General features: G+C 47.5%; 12 protein-coding genes. 8 read left to right on the forward strand and 4 right to left on the reverse strand.

Annotation, left to right across the window (positions count from 1 at the left end; all coding sequences use genetic code 11):
• Positions 1-70 precede the first annotated feature (70 nt).
• The 7 genes from RA178_RS12055 to RA178_RS12085 all read left to right on the forward strand — a co-directional run bounded on the left by RA178_RS12055 (position 71) and on the right by RA178_RS12085 (position 14692).
• Positions 71-982 (forward strand): AAA family ATPase, encoded by a 912-nt coding sequence (locus RA178_RS12055; protein ID WP_306681997.1) that lies wholly within the window; start codon positions 71-73, stop codon positions 980-982.
• Positions 983-1053: 71 nt separating this feature from the next.
• Positions 1054-2160 (forward strand): DUF58 domain-containing protein, encoded by a 1107-nt coding sequence (locus RA178_RS12060; RefSeq protein ID WP_306681998.1) that lies wholly within the window; start codon positions 1054-1056, stop codon positions 2158-2160.
• Positions 2157-4280, forward strand: coding sequence for a transglutaminase TgpA family protein (locus RA178_RS12065; RefSeq protein WP_306681999.1), 2124 nt, complete (start codon positions 2157-2159; stop codon positions 4278-4280). The genes RA178_RS12060 and RA178_RS12065 overlap by 4 nt, the downstream gene beginning before the upstream one ends.
• Positions 4281-4435: 155 nt before the next feature.
• Complete coding sequence (gene recC / locus RA178_RS12070) at positions 4436-8209, forward strand: exodeoxyribonuclease V subunit gamma (RefSeq protein WP_306682000.1); 3774 nt, start codon at positions 4436-4438, stop codon at positions 8207-8209.
• The gene (recB, locus tag RA178_RS12075; protein ID WP_306682001.1) at positions 8206-11991 is read left to right on the forward strand and encodes an exodeoxyribonuclease V subunit beta; all 3786 of its coding nucleotides are present in this window, start codon (positions 8206-8208) and stop codon (positions 11989-11991) included. Before recC ends, recB begins: the two co-directional genes overlap by 4 nt.
• A complete protein-coding gene (gene recD, locus RA178_RS12080; protein WP_306682002.1) occupies positions 11988-14201 on the forward strand; it encodes an exodeoxyribonuclease V subunit alpha in 2214 nt (737 codons plus the stop codon). Before recB ends, recD begins: the two co-directional genes overlap by 4 nt.
• Positions 14202-14296: 95 nt before the next feature.
• Positions 14297-14692, forward strand: a complete 396-nt coding sequence (locus tag RA178_RS12085) for a hypothetical protein (protein ID WP_306682003.1) — start codon at positions 14297-14299, stop codon at positions 14690-14692.
• Between the two features lie 168 nt (positions 14693-14860).
• Here RA178_RS12085 and RA178_RS12090 read toward each other — a convergent pair whose 3' ends face one another.
• Entirely contained in the window at positions 14861-15331 is a 471-nt protein-coding gene (locus RA178_RS12090) for a GNAT family N-acetyltransferase (protein ID WP_306682004.1), read from the reverse strand.
• A 321-nt stretch (positions 15332-15652) separates the two neighbouring features.
• Between RA178_RS12090 and RA178_RS12095 the strand changes: the two genes are divergently transcribed.
• The gene (locus tag RA178_RS12095) at positions 15653-16666 is read left to right on the forward strand and encodes a D-alanine--D-alanine ligase (RefSeq protein ID WP_212600571.1); all 1014 of its coding nucleotides are present in this window, start codon (positions 15653-15655) and stop codon (positions 16664-16666) included.
• Positions 16667-16872: 206 nt separating this feature from the next.
• On the opposite strand, the gene RA178_RS12100 is transcribed toward RA178_RS12095, so the two are convergent.
• The 3 genes from RA178_RS12100 to RA178_RS12110 form a co-directional block, all read right to left on the reverse strand.
• Positions 16873-19137 carry a sensor domain-containing phosphodiesterase gene (locus RA178_RS12100; protein ID WP_306682005.1) on the reverse strand — a complete coding sequence of 755 codons (2265 nt, stop codon included), beginning with the start codon at positions 19135-19137 and terminating at the stop codon, positions 16873-16875.
• 148 nt (positions 19138-19285) lie between these two features.
• Complete coding sequence (locus RA178_RS12105) at positions 19286-20500, reverse strand: RsmB/NOP family class I SAM-dependent RNA methyltransferase (protein ID WP_306682006.1); 1215 nt, start codon at positions 20498-20500, stop codon at positions 19286-19288.
• A 143-nt stretch (positions 20501-20643) separates the two neighbouring features.
• Entirely contained in the window at positions 20644-21915 is a 1272-nt protein-coding gene (locus tag RA178_RS12110; RefSeq protein ID WP_306682007.1) for a sugar MFS transporter, read from the reverse strand.
• Positions 21916-22051: the final 136 nt, after the last annotated feature.

Raw genomic sequence — 22051 nt, forward strand, 5'->3', positions numbered from 1 at the left:
CCATAGTGATAACGCACATCAGCTTGCAAATGCACCTTAAGCACACTTCCAAATGTATTAGGAGTCGCCCGTGGCACAATCTGGGATCAGCGAATTACTACAACAACTCGAACAAGTATTGCTGGGCAAGCCTAGGCAAATTCGTCTCGCTTTAGCCTGTATTCTCGCCCGTGGGCACCTGTTGATTGAAGACTTACCCGGCATGGGTAAAACCAGTATTTCCCATGGTATAGCCCAAAGCTTAGGTTTGAGCTATCAGCGGATCCAATTCACCAGTGACATGCTGCCTGCCGACATTCTCGGCGTATCGATTTTTGATAAGCATCAAGCACAATTTATCTTTCATCCTGGACCGATTTTTAAGCAGATGATTTTGGCCGATGAAATTAATCGCGCCAGCCCTAAGACACAAAGTGCTTTACTCGAAGCGATGGCCGAACAACAAATTTCCGTCGATGGCATCACCCACAGATTGCCCAATCCTTTCTTTGTGATCGCGACTCAAAATCCCACCGATCAATCCGGTACATTTTCGCTACCAGAATCGCAGCTCGACAGGTTTATGATGCGTCTGTCTATTGGTTATCCAAGCCACGATGCTGAACTCGCTATGCTTAAGAGCAATCATAACCACTTAACCTTAGATCAATTGCCCCAATGCCTGACACCGATGGCCTTAATGCAACTGCAAGAGCAGTGCGACAAAGTCAGCACTTCCGATGCCTTACTCAATTATATTTTGGCCTTAGTGAGTTTTTCCCGTAGCCAAAGTGATAGCGTGGGGTTATCACCGCGTGCCACCAAAGCGCTATTACAAGCGGCTAAGGCATGGGCCTTTTTAGAAGGCCGACATTATTTAGTCCCAGAAGATGTGCAAGCGGTATTTTGTTGTGTAGCGGAGCATAGACTCAGAACCAGTAGCCAATTACAGGGTGAAGCCCTATCTGAGCGAATTCTCGCCAGCGTTAACCCTATTATGTAGCAAGATACTGTAATGAGGAGATATCGCTAAAGTATGCAGTTAACCCATTAAACTAAGGAAATAACTCAGAAGTGAAACGACTGATACTCCCGACTTTCATTCCGACGTTAGTCCCGATTTGGCAACGTTGGTTAGCAAGACGCTTGCCACCGAGTCCCGAAATAACCTTAAGCCATCGCAGCATTTTTATTCTGCCGAGCGGTTTTGGGTTAGTTTGGCTTGGTCTGGTTTTACTTTTATATCTATTCGGCACTAACTATCAAAACAACTTAGTCATTGGCCTCAGCATCTTACTCCTAAGCCTCTTTAATACCTGCATTCTCTACAGTTACAAAAATCTGGCCGGCTTACATTTACGGGCCACGACGCCGCCCGAAGTCTATGCGGGCGAAACTTTAACCTTTCCCGTCCTCATCAGCACGCACCATAGTGGCCATAACATACAACTTAACTATCCGAATAATCGCACTTATACGGTGCAGAACCTTGGTACAGATGAACAACAAGCGCTCGTGCCCTTCGAATATCATCAGCGGGGTCAAGTGTCACCAGGTCGGCTCAAAATTGAATCCTTCTATCCCTTAGGGCTTTGCCGCGCATGGTCGCATGTGGATTTAGCCATTAGTCACTTAGTCTTTGCCCAGCCGATTGAAGCGCCGCTGCAGCTTGAGGCTGATCATGCCCAGTCGGAGCAAGATCCCCTGTTACTCGCGGGTAAACATGTGTCGGGGATTGATGAGTTTAAAGGCCTGAAACCCCATGTGCTCGGCGAATCCCTCAAGCAAGTGGCATGGAAACAATGGGCACAGGGTCGCGGCATGTTGACTAAAGAATTCCAGCAGCCCCAAGGTGATCCCGTCTGGTTAAGGCTCAGACCCGATGCCAAACGCCTCGAAACCCAATTGAGTCAGTTAAGCTGGCAAGTCAATAAACTCACGCAACTTGAGCAGTATTTTGGCTTACATCTGCAAAACCCAATGGGAGACGATGTTCTGATCGCGCCCGCGATAGGCAATCACCATAGGATCGCCTGTCAAAAAGCCATTGCCTTATATCCACAATTAGCGCCTTCAACGGCGAAGCCCCCATATCAGTCATCAGTCGCTAATCAGCCACAAAAAACGAATCAAGCTCCCCGCAAGCAGCATCATATCCCTACTTCGAGGGAGCAAGTATGAAGTTAGCGGCCAATAGCACGACACCGCAAATAGGCGACAATATTAGCCGCCAGACACTCTTTTGGTTATTGATCACCAATATTGCGGTATTAAGCCCACTATTTGATAAAACCACGCCTTGGACTTTGGGCATTTGCGCTATCTGTTTGCTGTGGCGTGTGGGGATTTATGTCGGCAAAGTGGCAAAACCACCGCGTTTTTTGGTCACCAGTCTTGCAATCGGCGCCGCAACCACACTGGCACTCGTCTCAAAGGAAATCGGCTTACTCAATGCGCTAGTGAATCTGCTGCTGTTAGGTTATGCCTTAAAATACATTGAAATGCGTAATCAAAGGGATGTGCGCGTTGTCGTCCTCGCGGGCTATTTTATTATCGCGCTGACCTTTATCGACCATCAATCCCTGCTTAATACCGCGCACTTGCTCGTGGTGACACTGATCAATACCTGCGTGCTCGTGACTTTGTATCAAGATAAGCAATCCTTAAAACACACGGCTTGGATCGGTGGCAAATTTTTACTCCAGAGCCTTCCCCTCGCGCTGCTGTTATTTTTAGTGTTACCGCGTCTTGCACCGCTCTGGTTAGTGCCCAACATGAAAGAAGCCCAAACGGGCTTGTCCGATAGTCTGGCGATTGGTGATATAGGTAAGCTCACCCGTTCGACTGAACTGGCCTTTAGGGCGAGTTTTACCAATGCAACGCCCATTAATGCCGAGTTATATTGGCGCGCCCTCGTGATGGAGCACTATGATGGTGTCACTTGGCGCCAAGAAGCGGGGATTAAACAGTTGCAAAAAGATGCGCTGCTGTTTCCGCCCTCACGGCCCAGCCCAGCATTGATAGGCAGTGAAGGTCAAGATGCTGCAAAACAAGGTGAGCAAAACAACAAGCTGAGTCTTCGTTACCAAGTGATTGCTGAGCCGAACCACCAGCCGTGGTTATTTGGTCTCGATGTGGCCTACAGCCAAGATGATAGCGTGGTCAATATGCCCGACTATCGACTGTTAGCGCTGCGCAATGTCGATCAGCGAATGAGTTATCAAGTAGAGTCTTGGCCTAAGGCGAAGATGGACCTCAAGCTCTCGGTGCGGCAAAGGCAGATTAACCTCAAACTGCCGAGCCAAAGTAATCCACGCACTTTGGCGTTAGCTGAGCAGTTTAAGACTCAGTATCCCGCGCCTAAGCCACGACTATGGGCCATGATGGGCCACTTTAATAGTGAGCCTTTTTTCTACACTCTCACGCCGCCTCCCCTTGGGCCGCAGCAAGTGGATGATTTCTTATTTGAAAACAAAGCCGGTTTTTGCGTGCACTATGCCGCAGCCTTCATTTTTATGGCGCGGGCCACAGGCTTACCCGCGCGTATGGTCACAGGCTATCAGGGCGGTGAATTTAATCCGCAAGCGGGTTACTACAGTGTGTATCAATATATGGCCCACGCATGGGCAGAAGTCTGGCTTGAAGGTGAAGGTTGGGTGCGTTTCGACCCGACCGCTATGGTGGCGCCCGATCGTATCGAACAAGGATTCGACGCCCAGTTTGATCCCGAGCAAAGTTACCTGCAGGAAAGCCCTTTTAGTAGCTTACGATTTAAATCAATGCCTTGGCTCAATGAGTTAAGACAACGTTTTGCCAGCATAGATTATTACTGGAGCGTGTGGGTACTGGGTTTTAACCAAGAGAAGCAGAATCAAGTGCTCAGTGGCATTTTAGGCGATGTGACTCACACTAAAATCGCGGTCTTTATGGGGCTCTGTATCAGCCTTATCGTGCTCTATATCGCCTACAGCGCGGGCTTATTACATTTTAGAGTTCAAGGCGATCCTATTAGTACTTGTTATCAACAGCTCTGTATTCGTCTTGCACACCACGGCATTAAGCGCAAAGACAGTGATGGACCAAATCAATTTGCGCAGCAGATTATTGAGCAATACCAACACAGTGCACCAAAGCTTTGCACGCTGTTCCAAACCTTGACACAAAGTTATGTGGCGCTGAAGTACCAAGATTTACCGGCTAAAGACTATCAAGCGCATTTAACCGCATTTAAAGCGGCGGCGAAGCAACTCAACTGGTTATTGCTCCGAACCAAAGTGAAAGATAAGTTCAATCTAGCCTAGCATTCGTCAACTGAGCTGTAACTGACGATGCCTCATCGGAGCAAACACCAATAAACACCTAAAATTGCGGGTTAATTCCACAGAAGCAGCAATAGTGTTGAATCTTATAAATCAAACACATAGAATTGTTTTACTGTCACCATGCCGAGTTGCACATGCTAAAGTTAATCCAGTCCAATCAGATGGAAGTGCTCTGCGCCCATTTAGCCGCTTACCTGACCCAACCCCTTGCTTTCGCACGTCTACTGAGTAACGAGCATATTCTGGTACAGAGTCCCGGCATGTCGACTTGGCTACGCCTCGAAATCGCCAAACAAAATGGGATTGCCGCCGCATTGGAATTCCCGCTGCCATCGAGCTTTACCTGGCAGTTGTGCCATGACTTATTGCCCAATGTGCCTAAGGATAACGCCTTCACTAAGGCGGCAATGACGTGGAAGCTGATGCAACTCTTACCGCGCATGCTACAAAATGACGCCTTTGGGCCGTTGAGACACTATCTAAGTCATCAGCAATCCAGCACAAATGCCGCCGACACGAATGAACAGCACAACACGAGTGATATGACGGCTGACGATATTAAGCTGTACCAACTCTGTGGCCGCATCGCCGATATCTTCGACCAATACTTAGTGTATCGCCCCGATTGGATTTTAGCGTGGGAGCAAAACGAGCATCCCGACTCACTCACCAAGCCGCTGAATGAAGACCAACGCTGGCAACCCATTTTATGGCGCGCACTCATTGCCTTTAATCGTGATGAGCTTAATCAAAGCCATTACCACAGGGCCAACCTGCACAGTGACTTAATTGCAGCGCTGAATAATCTCGACACGTCACTCGCCAAATTGCCACAACGCCTATTTGTGTTTGGCATTTCCTCGATGGCGCCGCAAACCCTTGAAGTGCTTTACCATCTAGCAAGTCGTATCGATGTGATCGTGCTTGGCTTAAGCCCCTGTCAGCACTATTGGGGCGACATTGTTGATCCCCGTAATCGGGCTCGCATGGCGGTGCAATATGCGGGTAAACGCCAATTAGCCGAATTGTGGGAAGATAAACTCGAAGTGGGCAATCCGCTGCTTGCCAATAACGGCAAGATGGGCCGTGAATTACTCGATATGCTGCTTGAGCTCCCCGCCGAACACTGCGACTTTGGCGATGATGTGTATTGTGAACCCTGTGACGATCCCAACTCGCCACACAGTCACGCCAGCATGCTCCACGGCGTGCAATACGATATTTTAGAGATGCAAACCTTAGACAGAGTGCTAGGGCCAGATGCCGAGCTGTACCAAAATGTCGAGAACAGACGCCTACTAAAGCGCGACGATGAATCCATTCGAGTCAAGAGTTGTCACAGCCCACTGCGGGAAATCGAAACCCTACACGATCACTTGCTTGAGTTACTCAGCAATGATATCGACCTGACGCCTAAAGACATAGTGGTGATGATGCCCGATGTCGCCGCCTACGCGCCCTACATCGATGCTGTCTTCTCGGCCAAACAAGGCCTGCATTACATTCCCTACGCCATTGCCGACCGCGGCGCGGCGCAGGAATCACCGCTCATCAATAGCTTTTTAAATTTACTCGGGATTAATCAGAGCCGTTTTGGTCTGACCGACATTTTGAGCATACTCGAAGTGCCCGCCATTTTGCGCCGTTTCCAGCTCGATGACGATGAATTGCAACTGATCCGCCGCTGGTTAGATGAAGCGGGCGTGCGCTGGGGCCGCGATGAACAAAGCCGCCTTAAACAAGGTGTGCCAGCGTTTGAGCAAAACTCTTGGGCCTTTGGTATTAAAAGGCTGATTTTAGGTTACGCCTTGAGTGACGATGCGCCGCTCTATCAAGACCATCTTGTCGTCACTGGCATCGAAGGCCAATCGGCGCAGGCGTTAGGTAAGCTACTCAATTTTATTGAAGTACTCGATGAAACGGCGCAAATACTCGCCCTGCCACAAGTGGGCGCACTGCGTTTAGCGGAATTAACTGAGCTACTAGATGCCTTCTACGACACAGATGAAGACGAACGCGAACAATTACAGGAAATCCGCGATGCCATTGCCGCCCTAGAGCAAGAGTTACTGTCGGCGGGCAGGCCCTTAGATACAAAAACGTTAGAGACAAACCCGCTAACCCAAGAGAACATAAGCGGACTGAGCCTCAGTATTGAAGTACTGCAGCAGTGGTTTAATCAACGCTTAACCGAATCTCGGGTCGGCCAGCGTTATCTTGCGGGGAGCGTGAACTTTTGTACCTTGATGCCGATGCGCTCGATCCCCTTTAAGGTCGTGTGTTTACTCGGCATGAACGATGGGGTTTATCCTAGGGTTCAACATCCCGTCGGCTTTGATTTAATGGCACACTTTGGTGCCCGTAAAGGCGATCGTTCCCGCCGCCTCGATGACAGATATTTGTTTTTAGAAGCCTTATTGTCGGCGCGGGAACAACTGTATATCAGCTATATTGGCCGCAGCGAACGGGATAACTCTGAGCGTATCGCCTCTATGCTCGTCTCTGAACTGATTGAATATTGTCAGCTGTGCTATCTACCTGAAACGCTATTGGCTCAATCGCAAAACGCTTCAAGCCCCATAGACCCAGAGGATGCCGAAAAAGCCCTCTATAACGCAATTGTCAGCCACCAGCCGCTGCAACCCTTTGATCCCAAGTTGTATCAAGCCACAGTAAAAAATGATGACAAAGATGGCTCAAACATAAGCCAACATAACTCAGGCATAGGCCAAAGTTACAGCCTGCAATGGTGTCCGCCCAATACGGATGCTGCGGGCACACATGCGGGCTGCTTTATCGGCGCGCAAACTCGCATTATGCTCGACGCGGATGAACAAGACTCAGTGCCAGATTCTGAGCACGAACAACAGCAAAGTAAGCAAGTGGATGTGTCAGCCCTGATCCGTTTCTTTCGAAATCCGGCGCAGTACTTCTTCAACCGTACGTTAAAAGTCGATCTCAGCCTTAATATTCAGGCTGATGATAATGACGAGCCCTTTAGCTTGAATGCCCTAGAGCGCTATATGTTACAGGCCAAGTTACTCGACGATGCCATAGGCCAAGGCCTAACTGAGCCTGATATCGAGCTGATTAAACGCCTCAAAGCCAGTGGCACTTTGCCCATGCAGCCCTTCGATGATTTGCTACTGCGCCAATATCAGCATGATATTAAACCTTTGATTGGCAGAACCTTGTTCCTCAAGGGAGAACAAGCCAGCAGTCACGCCGATATTAAACTCGTGTTTGACTTGCCCATCACGGCGGGTAAATCCCAGCAAGTGTTACTGCAAGGCCGTATTGATGACATCAGTCCTAAGGGATTAGTCAATTACCGCCCTGGTAGCGCCCACGGCCGCGATGTGCTGAGGTTGTACCTTCGCCACCTGTGTTTAATGGCAATGGGCCACACACATGCAAGCTATCTACTCGACATGGGGCATTTCCACGCCTTAGCGCCAATCACTGCTGAGCGCGCCCATGTGTTACTGGCCGATTTGCTGGTGCTGTTTTATCAAGGTCAGCAATACCCACTGTGTTTTATGCCGCGCACCTCACTGGCCTACGTCAGCTGCGAGGGTGAGCACGATGAGCGTTTGCAGCAAGCGTTACCCGAATGGTTAGATGAGCAGAGTCAATTGGGTGAAGCTGCTTTTGGAGAAGGAAATGAACCCCATTACCAGCGATTATTCAGTTTCCCGCGGGATTTCTCTGAGGATAGCTTTGGCGCATTAGCCGAGCGTATCTATCGCCCTATGGTGAGTTTATATCTCAAAGACACGCTGGCTCAGCTTGAGGAATTTGCGCTAAACGATGGCATGAGCCAAGGCCCTGCTAATGAACACGCGACTGACACACAAGCTCTCGCACCACATTTGAACCGCAATAGCGCACAGGGAGAGCAAGCATGAGTGAACAAATGCCGTTGAACACGCAAGCCTTACAGTCTGCACCACAAGCGCTTGATCCTCTCACTCTGCCCTTTGGCGGTAGTCGTCTTATTGAGGCCAGCGCTGGCACAGGTAAAACCTACACGATTTCAGGTCTTTACTTACGCTTATTGCTTGGTGATGGCATTCCTGCGCCGCTCACCTGCGAACAAATTCTCGTAGTCACCTTCACCAATGCGGCCACCGAAGAGTTAAGGGATCGTATTCGTCGCCGTATTCAAGTTGCCTTTAAGTGTTTCTTAGGACTAACGATTGCCGATCCCTTTGTGCAGGCGTTGTATGACAACACCCCAGAGAGTGAACGCGCCATTGCCCTGCGGCGGTTCGATCTCGCCCTTAAATCCCTCGATGAAGCGGCGATTTTTACCATCCACGGTTTCTGTCAGCGAATTTTATCGGATCTCGCCTTTGAGTCTTCCTTGCTGTTCGAATCGGACTTTACCTTGGACGACAGCGAATTTTTGCACCATGCTGTGCGGGATTTTTGGCGTGAGGCCTGTTATCCGCTGCCCGATTACTTAGCGCAAATCATTGCCAAGGAATTTGGCGAGCCCGATGGTTTAGTCAAACAGTTGCGACCGCTCCTTGGCGCCAGTCAAGCAAAGCCTCTGAAACCCGCGCTTAAGTTTGATGCCTTAGCCCTGTCACTACGCCAAAGTTTAGAGCGCTTTAAATTAGCTTGGCCAAGGGGACGCGATGGCTTATTGGCATTGCTACACAGTTTGCCACTCAACGGCACCCGCTTTGGCAAAGCAACGGATAAGTACCCCAAGCTAGCCGCCATGTTCGATGCGCTAGATAACTGGCTCGCCTTCGGTCATGGGTTACCGCCGCTGAAAGAGTTAGAAGCCTTGTCCTTGTCTGAGTTAAAACTCAACAAGGGCGGCGTGATCCCAAGTGTGAGTGAAGCGCCGCTAATGGATCATATGGAGCAACTCGCCACATTGATTGCCGCCATTAAACCCGCATTTTTATATAGCGCGAAACTCGGCATAAGCGAGCGATTTGCCCAGCAAAAACAACAAAAAAATGTGCTGACCCCTGATGACTTACTCACGACATTAGCGAGCGCGTTAAACGCCAATAATGAAACCTTGCCCAAAGCCGTGGCAACACGTTTCCCCGTCGCGCTTATTGATGAATTCCAAGATACCGATCCGCTGCAATTTGCGATCTTCTCTGGCATCTACCAAGACCGTTACTCGTTTGAACAAAGCAAAAACGATACAGAAAATAAGCTTAGCCTGTTGATGATTGGCGATCCTAAGCAAGCCATTTATGCCTTTCGCGGTGCCGATATCCATACCTATATTGAGGCCCGTCATCATACGCAGGCCCACTATCATCTGGATACCAACTACCGCTCAAGCGCAAACATGGTCGCTGGGGTTAACCATCTGTTTAGCCAGCATCACGATCCGTTTATCAGTCAATCGATCCCCTTTGATAGCGTGAAAACGCCCAGCAGTGCTAAAGGGAAAATCCTCACTGAAAAAACCGCCAATCCTGCCGCCTTAAGATTAAGACTCTTAAGCGAAAGCGCAGAAAACGGCCTCAACAAAACCACGGCAAGACACTTGCTCGCAGAAGACGCGGCGGCACAAATTACCCATTTACTGACAGATGCAGCCAATGGCGAATGCCACGGCCCGAAAGGGCCTTTGATCGCTAAAGACATCGCTATCCTAGTGCGGGATCGCAACGAAGCGGCAGTGATGAAAACCGCATTAAGTAAACGCCACATAGGCGCAGTATTTTTAAGTCGCGACAGTGTGTTCGATACCCTTGAAGCGCGGGAAATGGCGTTAATTTTGCGATCTCTGGCGAACCCTAAAGATGAACGGGCACTGCGCAGCGCCCTAGCCACGGCATTATTAGGTTATAGCGCCGAGCAAATCCATGCCTTTAACCAAGATGAAGAGCACAGACAGCTGTTATTAGAGCAGTTTTTTAACTTGCACCAAGTGTGGCAAAAACGCGGTATCATGCCCGCGCTACTCAGCCTTGCCAATAGCACTAAACTGATTGACCGTTTACTGCACACCGCCAGTGCGCAAACTGATGCACAAGACCGAGATGCCACAAACGGTGAGCGTCGCCTGACGGATTTTCGCCACCTTGCCGAGCTATTACAACAAAAAGCCACCGAACTTGATGGTATGAGTGCCCTACTCAATTGGTATGAACAACAACTGATTGATAACACGGGAACCGATGAACAGCAGCTGCGCCTTGAGAGCGAGCAGAATCTAGTGCAAATTGTGACTATCCATAAGAGTAAGGGCCTTGAGTATCCCGTGTGTTTTGTGCCCTTTGTCAGCCTAGCCCGTGATAATCGCCGCCGCCCGACGCCTATGCTGTACCACAGAACCAACGATGCAGGTGAGCAAGAGCTAGTGTGGGATATCGAAGGCACGGATGAGGGTTGGGAGCGCGCCAAACAAGAAACCTTGGCCGAAGACTTGCGCTTGCTATATGTGGCGCTCACTCGCCCAGTGTATTTGTGTTACTTGTATATCGCCAATCACAGTCGTCAGCTTAAAAATGGCCTTAAAAGTCAGCTGCATGAAACCGCTATCGGCTATCTATTGGGCATAGGCGATTCAGAATGTGACTTTGCCCGTATCTGCAATGCTGCGCAGCAGCTCACCCAAGATGTGGAAGCCATAAGTATTGATAAGGTGCCCGATGACATAGACGAGCGGCCATTGCCCTCAAGCCAAGACATAGCACAAATACTGAGCGCGAAAACCTTAACCCGCCAATACAGCACGCCGTGGCGAGTCGGCAGTTATTCAGGCCTAGTTAAAAATACCAGCCATGGTAAAGCCGCTCCGGGTGCCGACGATGAAATATTAGGTACGCTTGAATATACGGCTGCGCAAACACTCTCTATTCCTAATGAGGCAAGCCATGAGCTGCAGGATGGCATGCTCAATCGCTTTAACTTTGAGCGCGGCGCCAATGCCGGTAGCTTTATGCATTTAGTGTTAGAAGAGATTGATTTTACGCAGGCAGAAATCGACTTACCGCTGCAATTGCCTAAAGCCATGCTGCAATATGGTATCGCGCCCGAGTGGCAAACAGTATTACATACTTGGTATTTGGATGTGCTGCATGCACCGCTCTGCGCGATACCGCACGCCTTAGAGTCGCAGGTCACGGGGCATGTAAGCGCCGTCAAACCTGCTCATCCAGATCTGTGCTTAGCCAAGTTATCGCCGCAGAATACCTTAGTCGAAATGGAGTTTTATTTACCCTTAAGCGAACTTAAAGATACTGAGCTCAATGCGCTACTGCAGCAGTTTGGCTATGAGTCGACACTTAAGTTTGATGATCTCAAGGGCATGCTCAAAGGCTTTATCGATTTAACCTTTGAATACCAAGGTCAATATTATATCGCCGACTATAAGTCGAATCATTTAGGCGACAACATCAATGCCTATCATCAGAGCGCACTGCAAAGCGCAATAACCGATCACAGGTATGATTTGCAGTACATTCTCTATTCATTGGCGCTACACAGGTATTTGAGTTTACGCCTGCCAAGTTATGACTACGACAGCCATATCGGCGGTTGTTATTACTTGTTCTTACGGGGAATGTCGGCTCAATATCCCGGCTATGGTATTTATTACGACAAACCGCCGAAGGCACTTATTCTCGCGCTAGATTCACTTTTTAATGACAATTTATTTCACAGCAGATTGACTGGTGCAATAGATACAGGAGTCACGGCATGATGCGCTCAACCCAAGGGCTAAATGCACATTCACTCACAGCGGCGAAATGGATAGACCATGGCGCAATTCAGCTTACAGCGCCGCTGCCAGAGCTATTGAAACAGTGGGAGCAAGAACGATTGCTCACGCCACTCGACCGGCATTTCGCACTCGAGATGAGCCACTTACATCCAAGCGACAGCCAACAACCTTTGTTTATTTTGCTGTGCGCACTGTTAAGCCAGCAATTATCTTCACAGCACAGTTGTCTAGTGCTCGCCCATATCGTGCCACTCAATCCCATGGCCGAACAAAATAGCCATTGTAAAATCACCTTAAGCCTCGAAGCACTCACAGAGACCTTGCAAACCTTTGATGCCGTCGGCCAAGCGGGCAGTAACAAACCGCTTATTTTTGATAATGGCAGACTCTATTTACAACGTTATCATCAATTTGAAACCTCAGTCGCCGCCTCATTAATCCGCTTGTCCGGAAGCGTATCTAAGCACTTATCTGAAGAAGCAAACCACCAAGAGCAACCGCAAATCGCTAAGTTGAGGTCACTGTTAGATCAACTGTTCCCTGCCAATGTGAGCGCGACCCATGCACTCACTACCAATGTACTCACTAACAGTGAAGACACAGCACCCATTGATTGGCAAAAGGTCGCAACGGCCACAGCGCTGGGTAAAAAACTGTCAGTGATCACTGGCGGCCCAGGTACGGGTAAAACCACCACTGTAACTAAACTTTTGTTATTGCTACAAATGGAATCACAGCAGGAAATCCGTTTAGTCGCGCCAACGGGAAAAGCGGCGGCTCGCTTAAGCGAATCAATCAAAGCCTCAAAAGCGCGTCTGGCGAAGGAACTCAGCGCCCATGCTAATGTTATTGATGAAGTTCGCAATAGAAATAGCCAAGACTTTTTAACGGCTCTGGGCCGCATTCCAGAGGAAGCTTCAACCTTACACAGGCTGCTTGGGGTGATCCCCAATTCGCCGCACTTTCGCCACCATCAAGGTAATCCGCTTAGGCTCGACTTATTGATTGTCGACGAAGCCTCTATGGTCGATTTGCCCATGATGTATAAATTGCTGAGCGCATTGCCTGAGCACGCCAGTTTGATTTTACTCGGCGATCAAGACCAACTCGCCTCGGTTGAGGCTGGCGCTGTGCTCGCCGATATTTGTGCTGGCCTTAAAATACCAGTAGATCCCAATAACCTTGCTCAGAACAACATAGCTTCAAGCAGCCCTGCTCTGTGGCAAATGCGCTATTCCAAGGAACAAGCCGAGCGTCTGAGTGCTTTAACGGGTTTTGAGTTAACGCCCTATATCAGCGACGCCCCTAAACTTGGCGATAGCTTATGTATGCTAATGCACAGCCACAGATTTAAAGGCGATGCAGGGATTGGACTGCTCGCCAGTGCCGTCAATCGCGCAGATCTTCAAGGTATTTTGCAGGTATGGCAACAGGGACCTGCAGAATTGAGCTGGTTAGAACACAGTATGGTCGTAAGCCAAACCCAAGCCAAAGTGAGCGAGCCTGCTAATAATATGGGACTCAATTCACTTCTAGAGCAAGCCTGCCAGCAATATGGCACTTATCTCGGTGCCTTGAATAGCCATGCAAGTAACAATGATGCAAGTAATAGTGATGTAGGCACACGTCCAAGCACAGCTGACATCATTGAACGCTTTAACCAGTACCGTATTCTATGTGCTATGCGCTCGGGCGATTATGGGGTTGAAGGTATTAATCAATTTGTGACTCAAGCACTGGCCAATGCCAAGCTGATTAAACCGCTACAGGAGTTTTATCTGGGTCGGCCCATTATCATCCAAAGCAATGACTATAACTTAGGCCTGTTTAACGGTGATATCGGATTGATTTTGCAGGATGAAGATAAACCCGAACGTTTAATGGCGCACTTTATCAAGGCCGATGGCAGCCTATTAAAAGTCTTGCCAGCCCGTTTGCCCAGCCATGAAACCTGTTATGCCATGACAGTACACAAAAGCCAAGGCAGCGAATTTAGCCGTGTGGCCTTAGTATTGCCGCCGAGCCCCAGCCTAGCCCAGTGGCAACTGCTGACCAAAGAGTTGGTCTACACCGCCATCACCCGCGCTAAAGTCCACTTTACCTGCTTAGGCACCCAGCACGTATTCGAGCGGGCCAGTAGCCAAGCAACCCAACGCGCATCGGGTCTTGCCGACCGCCTTTGGGGGTGAATGAAGCTTTGTGGTCAATGGGGAACACTTTAGGAACTACATTTTAAGGTATGACTTTTAGATTTACTCTAACCATGAAACTAAGGATTTAAACATTGATTAAAAAGAACATTATTACACTTAAGGATCTACAAGCGGTTATTGCCTTGTTTGACGCCATAGCACCAGATGCCGCTTTACCTAAGCGTTATTATGAAAAAACCCGCTATATCCAGTGGGCAGAATTTAAAGACATGCAGGTATATGCACTCGACTTTGAGCCCTATTTAACGATTAGCCAGCGTTGTAATATGACGTATTTTGGCATACATCAAAGTACGCGACGTTTATACCTAGCACACTGTAATGATGCTGGCCACGCACCGCGCTGGGAAGCGAGACCAGTGACCTTAGCGCAACTGATGGATGTCGAGTTAATGGTGAATTTACATAAAAATCATGCCTATAACTTAGGACTAAACATCTGTTTTGATCTGAACTATTTACTCTGAGCTTTGGTATTAATGTACAAATTCGGATGACTGAATATCGGTGGTGGGCCAAGCAATATCAATTGCTAAAATCAATCAATTTGAAATTATCAATGTCACCCGCAACGTTTTTCCGGTACCCGAAGGCACAAGGACAACGGATCTGATTATGCTCGCTCGAGCCAAGAATTAGCCGTTTGGTTCGCTCAAAACTAAGCTGTAGCGAAAAGATGTTTTGGTAAACCCTATACTTTCATAGTATTGCTGTGTGGCAATGCGCTGCATCGATGTAGTGAGTTCGAGTAACTGGCAATTCTCTTGCATTCCCCTTTCTTTCGCAAAGGCAATCAACTGAGAGCCAACGCCCTGACCCCGCATGTCGGCATCCACCACAATTGCGGTTATACGACAGATACGACTCAAGGCGGGGAAATAATCAAAGAACATTAAGGCCATCACAGCGACAACTTGCAGGTCACCCTGCGCATTATGTTGCTCATACACCAGTAATTCATCACTGCGGCGCAAAGAATCATGCTGATATTGGCTTAACGTCTGGGCTAAAGCGGCATAGGGCAAAGAATAACCGAGTTGCTCAAGTAATACCTGCACACTATCTGTATCCTGTAAGCGGGCTAACCGAATGTTTTTATTCACCATGAGATACCATGCTGTAATCTGCCTAAAGTCAATGTCACTCGTACTGGGTTGCACAGTTTAGATGACGGTGACGAAGCAATAGTCCAACGACATTGCCATCTCACGCCACAAAAATCAAAATAAACCCGACAAAGGCACAACCCCATATTTGCAATGCGATGTAATGCGTTAAAATTCACCACTTAATAGCCATCAGTCAGCAAAACCTTGCACTCATAGGGGCAAGAAAACTAAGATGACAGCGGCTGTACTATAGGATGATATTCGTATTGCCACAGGCCGATGTCATCCGATTTTGCTCACTTTGAGGAATCACTCACAATGTCTAAGATCAACCTGCTTTTGCTGTGCGGCGGCGGAAGTGCCGAACACGATATTTCACTCATGTCGGCCAATTATTTTGAAACCTCACTGGCAAAATCCGAGCAGTTTTGTGTATTGCGAGTCGAACTGGATAAATTTGGTCAATACCGCACCGCTGCGGGTGATGATTGTGAACTGACCAATAGCCGTGAAATTCGCTTCCGCGATGAGAGCAAAGCCCCATGGCCGGTCGATTACGTCATTCCCTGCATTCATGGCTATCCCGGCGAAACAGGTGACATTCAATCCTATTTTAACCTGATCCAACTGCCCTATTTCGGCTGTGAATCCGAAGCGAGCAGTAACTGCTTTAATAAGATCACCGCTAAAATGTGGTTCTCGGCCTTAGGTATTCCGAATACCCCGTATATTTTCCTAAACCAATTCGATGATGCAGCAATAGAGCAAACCCAAGCCGCATTAGCACTATGGGGATCCATCTTTGTCAAAGCGGCCTCACAGGGTTCCTCAGTTGGTTGTTATAAAGTCGATGACAGCGATAAAGTCGCTGGCGTGCTTAAAGATGCTTTCGGCTATGCGCCCTATGTTATCGTTGAAAAAACCATTAAAGCCCGTGAGTTAGAAGTCGCAGTATACGAGTACAACGGTGAAGTGGTGGCGACAGTACCAGGTGAAATCATCTGTGATACCAACACCTTCTACACCTTCGATGAGAAATACGCCAAAAATAGTAAAGCACGCACCGATGTGGTGGCACAGAATGTGTCAGCTGAGATCAGTGAACAAATCCGCGCCTATGCAATCAAGGCATTTAAAGGTATGAAATTGCGTCACCTGTCGCGCATCGACTTTTTCTTAACCGCGGACAATGAGATTTTACTAAATGAAATCAATACCTTCCCAGGTTCTACGCCGATTTCTATGTTCCCCAAAATGCTGCAAAATCACGGTCATGATTTTACTGAATACTTGAGTCTAGTGATTAACAGCCAGATAACCGCTAAATCTTAGCGCTCGCCACCTGACTCAATGTGAACGCAGAGACTCAGTGCAGCACCTGTTTTCAGTAATAAAAAGAGCGCCTCGGCGCTCTTTTTATTTATTATGTTTCAATGTGTTATATCTAAAACTTGAATTATTACCTTACATCTAAACCCAATATTAAAATCAGACTGTCACTGATTAAGCCGCCCTCACATCTAGGTCAAACATCAAGGTTAAACGTCAAAACCCTTATGTAGCTCAGCTTGCTTTGCCAACAGGGCAAAGAATGCAGCTTTGGGCATAGGCTTATAAAATAAATAGCCTTGAATTTCTTGAATATGATTCGCCATTACAAATTTTAGCTGTGACTCAGTTTCTACCCCTTCTGCCGTCACAGTTAAATCTAACGCATGGCTTAAACGCACTATGGCCTCCACCAACGCTTCGTGACGTTTGCCTTCATCTAATCTGTCGATAAAGCTCTTATCGATTTTAATTTGATCGATCGGGAAATTAGCCAAATAGGATAAGGACGAATAGCCAGTGCCAAAGTCATCCAAAGAAATTTTAATCCCCTTAACCCGCAAACCATTAAGCACATCAATAAGATACGTATGCTGCTTCATCAGCAAAGATTCAGTGATCTCAAGGGTTAATCTATCATAAGGGAAATCTGTCACCTCAAGTTGCTCGATAATCGCAGCAAAGGATTCCACAAAGGCATCTTGTAGTTCATGGGACCAAAACTCAAAAGTCGAGACATTCACCGATAAATTAATGGGCCAATTTCGCTCCTGCATCTCTAAAATAGTCTGCATAGCACCAAGGCGAACATCTCGACCAATATCAACGATTAAACCACTGTTCTCAGCGATAGGAATAAATTCATCGGGTGGAATAAACGTTCCCTCATGCTGCCAGCGCAGCAGCACTTCAGCACGGACAATCAGGCCAGTGGTCGCATTGACTATAGGTTGGTAATAAAGCTCGAAGGTATGCTGATCTAATGCCTGCTTAAGCTGATTATGAAGGCTAGCAACACGCTCGGCATTTAGCTGCATTTGTTCAGTAAAAAAATGATATCGATTGCGACCATTTGCCTTAGAAATATACATGGCCTGATCGGCACAATTTAACAACTGTTCAAGATCGAGGGCATCTTCAGGAAAACGTGCAATCCCTATACTTACCGAGCTATAAACGCCTTTTCCATCGGCTAGCACATAATGTTTTGCCACATTTTTGTTAATTGTATCTGCAATTTGTGCCAATTCTTTCTGGTTAACAACCCCAGGTAATAGCAAGGCAAACTCATCCCCTCCTAAGCGTGCAAACACCATAGTGTCATCGACACACTCGCTGATCTGTTTAACCACTTGCACTAACAGTGCATCACCTTTGTCATGGCCATGGGTGTCGTTAACTTGCTTAAAGTTATCTAAATCCATCAACATAAAACTAAAGCCGGGTGTCAAACTATCGGAGGTAATTAACGCTTGGATCTGCTTGAATAACGCATTGCGGTTAGCAAGTCCGGTAAGAGAGTCATTATTGGCCTGATACTTAATCAGCTGCGCCGCTTTCTTACGTTCACTAATGTCTGAAAATAGCCATGCAAAACAGGGTTGCTGACCATTGGACTCTCGGAAGGTCGTGACGATAAGGTCAAGATAAAACTCCTCACCATTTCCCCTAAGACCCACCAACTCACCCTGCCACATTCTGTCCTGAGCTAAATGCTCAAATAACCCCACTAAGTCATTACATTGGGATGATGCTAAAAAAATCTTAGGATGAAAGTTAGCGATATCAGTATCTTGAGGAATAACTATATGTCTGAAAGCGGGATTAGCATAGAGAACTGCATCGTCAGAATTGGAAATAACCAGAGCAAGGGGTAACCGGTCAAAAATTTTCACAGCTAAATACTGAAATTCCATTGCACGACTGCGTTCAATGGCTAAACTCGCCAGTCTTGCCGCCTCAGAAATGAGTTCTAAATCCTGCTCTGTTGGGGACTTTATCGTATCATAATACAAGGCAAATGTGCCTAGCACTTTACCATGAGTATCTTTGATAGGTTCTGACCAGCAAGATTTAAGACCTGCACGTAATGGCAGTTCTTTATAATTAACCCAGTAAGGATGTTGAGCGATATCTTCAACGATGACACGCTGCGCATAATAGGCAGCCGTGCCACAAGAACCCACGTTGGGGCCAATTTCGACACCATTAATGGCTTGATTGTAACTGTCGGGTAAATTGGGGGCGGCACCTAATAACAGACGTTTACCGTCAGCACTGAGCAGTAACACAGACCCTCTGGTTCCTACTTTTTGAGCTTCGATTTTTAAGACTAAGGCGTGCAAAATTTCATGTAGCGGTGCGCCATTGAGCAGCATAGAAAGAATACTGCTATAACAAGCTATGCTGACATTGTGGGCGAGTTTAACGTCTGCATGATCGAGCAGATCTGGAAGGTTAACGCCGTACGCCATAATTTCCTTAAGAGCAAAGTTGCAATATAAATACTGATTAACAATGTTAAATATTTATAACTTATAAGAAATTCTAGGCACTAATGTTAATTAAGTAAACCCTTTACCTGCGCGGTAAAAGGTTTACTTTAGTCTAAAAAGCAATGCTTTATTCTTGAATACGTTCAAGTTTGGCAAGGTAAAAGCCATCAAAGCCGCTATCGGCTGGGCTGATACTTTCATCCTCAATCAGGCGAAAGTTGGGGTTCTCGGCTAAAAACGCATCCACTTGACCGCGGTTCTCGCAAGGGAAGATAGAACAAGTCGCATAAACGACTATGCCACCGACTTTGACCATGCGGCTGTAACTGTTCAAAATGTGTTTTTGCAGTTCCATTAACACGGGTAAACGCTCTACGGTATCACGCCATTTTGCATCGGGATTACGCTTTAATACACCCAAACCAGAGCAAGGCACATCAAGCAATACTCTATCGGCACTGAGCTTTAAGCGTTTAATGGTTTTACTGCTGGCGATAACACGGGTTTCGACATTGTGTGCCCCATTACGACGGGCACGCTCTTTGAGTTTGTCGAGTTTCCATTGCTCCACATCCATGGCCAACAAGCGTCCTTTACCCTGCATTTGCGCAGCTATGTGTAAGGTTTTACCGCCCGCACCCGCGCAAGCATCAATCACTTTCATGCCTGGCTTGGCATCAAGCGCCGCAGCTACGCGCTGAGAGCCCGCATCCTGCTGCTCGAATAAGCCATCTTTAAAGCTTTGTGTACGGAACAAGGCAGAATCGGAGGTCACTTCAAGGGCGGAATCAACCCCATCAACACAGAGCGTGCTCACAAACTCAGCGGCAAGCTTAGCGGCCAGTTCATCACGAGTCACCTTAAGGCTATTAGCGCGTAAAAAACGTTTCGGCGCTGTACTTAACGCGGCGCGCTCTTTTTCCCAAGACTCACCTAGTTGCTCACGGCCCATAACATCGAGCCACTCAGGGCAACCGTCCCACAACACAGGCTTAGTTTTCGCTTGCTCGATACGCTCAGCTAAACGCACCTCATCAACTTGCAGCGAATATTGCATTTTAGGCAGTTCAAGCCCATGAAATAAATGCCAGGCATTAAGCAATTTAGAGCCAAAACGCTCCATCTCATCTGGACTAATTTCCGCCAGATAACAATATAAATTTAAACGACGTAGGATATCACCCGTCGTTAATGCGATACGCGCCTGCTCGGCGGGTACCAATTGCAACCCAGAAAAATGCTGAGAATAGGCCCGATCTAAGGGTTTTCCTTGGCTCAGCACCATAGTTAAGATACTGATCACTAATTCGTTCGAGCTGGCAGAAAGCGGAGAATTCAACATTTAAAAGGTCACCATGAATGATAAAACCGGAGGATCATAGGAGGTCAGGCCCTAATACGCAAGCGCGCTGGCACCGAGTTAAGGTTAAAGCCATAAAAAAAGCGATCCTAAGATCGCTTTTTTGCCACAGTCTGTTTAACCCATTACATTTTTGAGCCTTTAGTCCCGTAGAACAGGATAAAACCATAACAAATCACGGGCAGAATAAAGGCGAGCTGAACGCCAAGATTATCCGCTAACATGCCTTGGAATAAAGGCAAAATCGCGCCGCCCACAATCGCCAAACACAAAATGCCACTGCCCTGTGAAGTGTGTGGACCTAAATCCCGAAGCGCTAAGCTGAAGATCGTTGGGAACATAATCGAGTTAAATAACCCCACCCCAAGGATTGCCCACATGGCAATGCTGCCACTGGTTGTCATCGCTGCAACCACAAGTAGTGCCGCCATAAAAGCATTAAATGCAAGCACTGAGCCCGCTGGTACTTTTTGCATCACCACAGAGCCAATGAAACGTCCCACCATAGCGCCGCCCCAATAATAGGCGATGTAATGGGCGGCTTCAGCTTCTGGCATACCCGCTATATGGCTTTCGCCTAAGAAGCTAACTAAAAAGCTACCGATAGACACTTCTGCGCCGACATATACGAAAATACCCACAGCACCGAGCACTAAGTGCTTGCTTTGTAAGGCACTGGTTTTACCTAGATGGGTCTGAACTTCACCTTGAACACTTTCATCATGCTCACGGATCACAGGTAAATCTAACTTCGCAAAAATCAGCGCTAAAATTGCCAAGGCGCCAGAAAGTAACAGGTATGGCAGTTTAACCACTTCTGCTTCAGCGCTCGCTTGGGCTAAATCGCCTGATACTGAACTGGCAACAGAAAGAATTAACATAGCACCAAAAAACGGTGCAACCGTTGTGCCTAAGGCGTTAAACGCTTGCGTTAAGTTCAAACGACTCGACGCAGTTTCGCGACTGCCTAAGGCATTGACATAAGGATTGGCTGCCACTTGCAGGATTGTGATGCCTGATGCCAAAACAAATAATGCACCGAGGAACAAGTTGTAAGTAGCGAGGGCCGCCGCGGGATAAAACAGCGCACAACCAATACTTGCAATCACGAGACCAGTAACGATTCCCTTTTGATAACCCAGCTTTTTCACTAAGTTACCCGCAGGGATTGAGACTAGAAAATAAGCACCGAAGAAACAAAACTGGATCAACATGGCTTGAGTATAATTCAGTGAAAACACCGCTTTAAGATGCGGGATCAGAATATCGTTCAAGCAGGTGATAAAACCCCACATAAAAAACAGTGAAGTCAATGAGATCAAGGCAAAACGATAACTGCCCGACCCATTTTCGCCAGTGCTGCTCGTGTAGCTACCAGTATTAATTGATGACGCCATAGTTATTCTCTCTGTATGTTTTTATTATCAGGAACTAATTAAGGTTACATTCCCCATGGTGCCCGTGGGCGGGTTTATATCAAACTGTGGGCTTGGGATCCCGTATCTATAACACTTCAACCGAATAAAAATGAAT

Origin of the sequence: Shewanella oncorhynchi, assembly GCF_030848765.1 — a bacterium.
Lineage (GTDB): Bacteria > Pseudomonadota > Gammaproteobacteria > Enterobacterales > Shewanellaceae > Shewanella > Shewanella oncorhynchi.

Coding starts and splice junctions, on each gene's coding strand:
- RA178_RS12100 (WP_306682005.1), bottom strand. CDS start 19,137: ATGGCGTACGGCGTTAACCTTCCAGATCTGCTCGATCATGCAGACGTT.
- RA178_RS12110 (WP_306682007.1), bottom strand. CDS start 21,915: ATGGCGTCATCAATTAATACTGGTAGCTACACGAGCAGCACTGGCGAA.
- recB (WP_306682001.1), top strand. CDS start 8,206: ATGAGTGAACAAATGCCGTTGAACACGCAAGCCTTACAGTCTGCACCA.
- RA178_RS12095 (WP_212600571.1), top strand. CDS start 15,653: ATGTCTAAGATCAACCTGCTTTTGCTGTGCGGCGGCGGAAGTGCCGAA.
- RA178_RS12065 (WP_306681999.1), top strand. CDS start 2,157: ATGAAGTTAGCGGCCAATAGCACGACACCGCAAATAGGCGACAATATT.
- recC (WP_306682000.1), top strand. CDS start 4,436: ATGCTAAAGTTAATCCAGTCCAATCAGATGGAAGTGCTCTGCGCCCAT.
- RA178_RS12090 (WP_306682004.1), bottom strand. CDS start 15,331: ATGGTGAATAAAAACATTCGGTTAGCCCGCTTACAGGATACAGATAGT.
- recD (WP_306682002.1), top strand. CDS start 11,988: ATGATGCGCTCAACCCAAGGGCTAAATGCACATTCACTCACAGCGGCG.
- RA178_RS12105 (WP_306682006.1), bottom strand. CDS start 20,500: ATGTTGAATTCTCCGCTTTCTGCCAGCTCGAACGAATTAGTGATCAGT.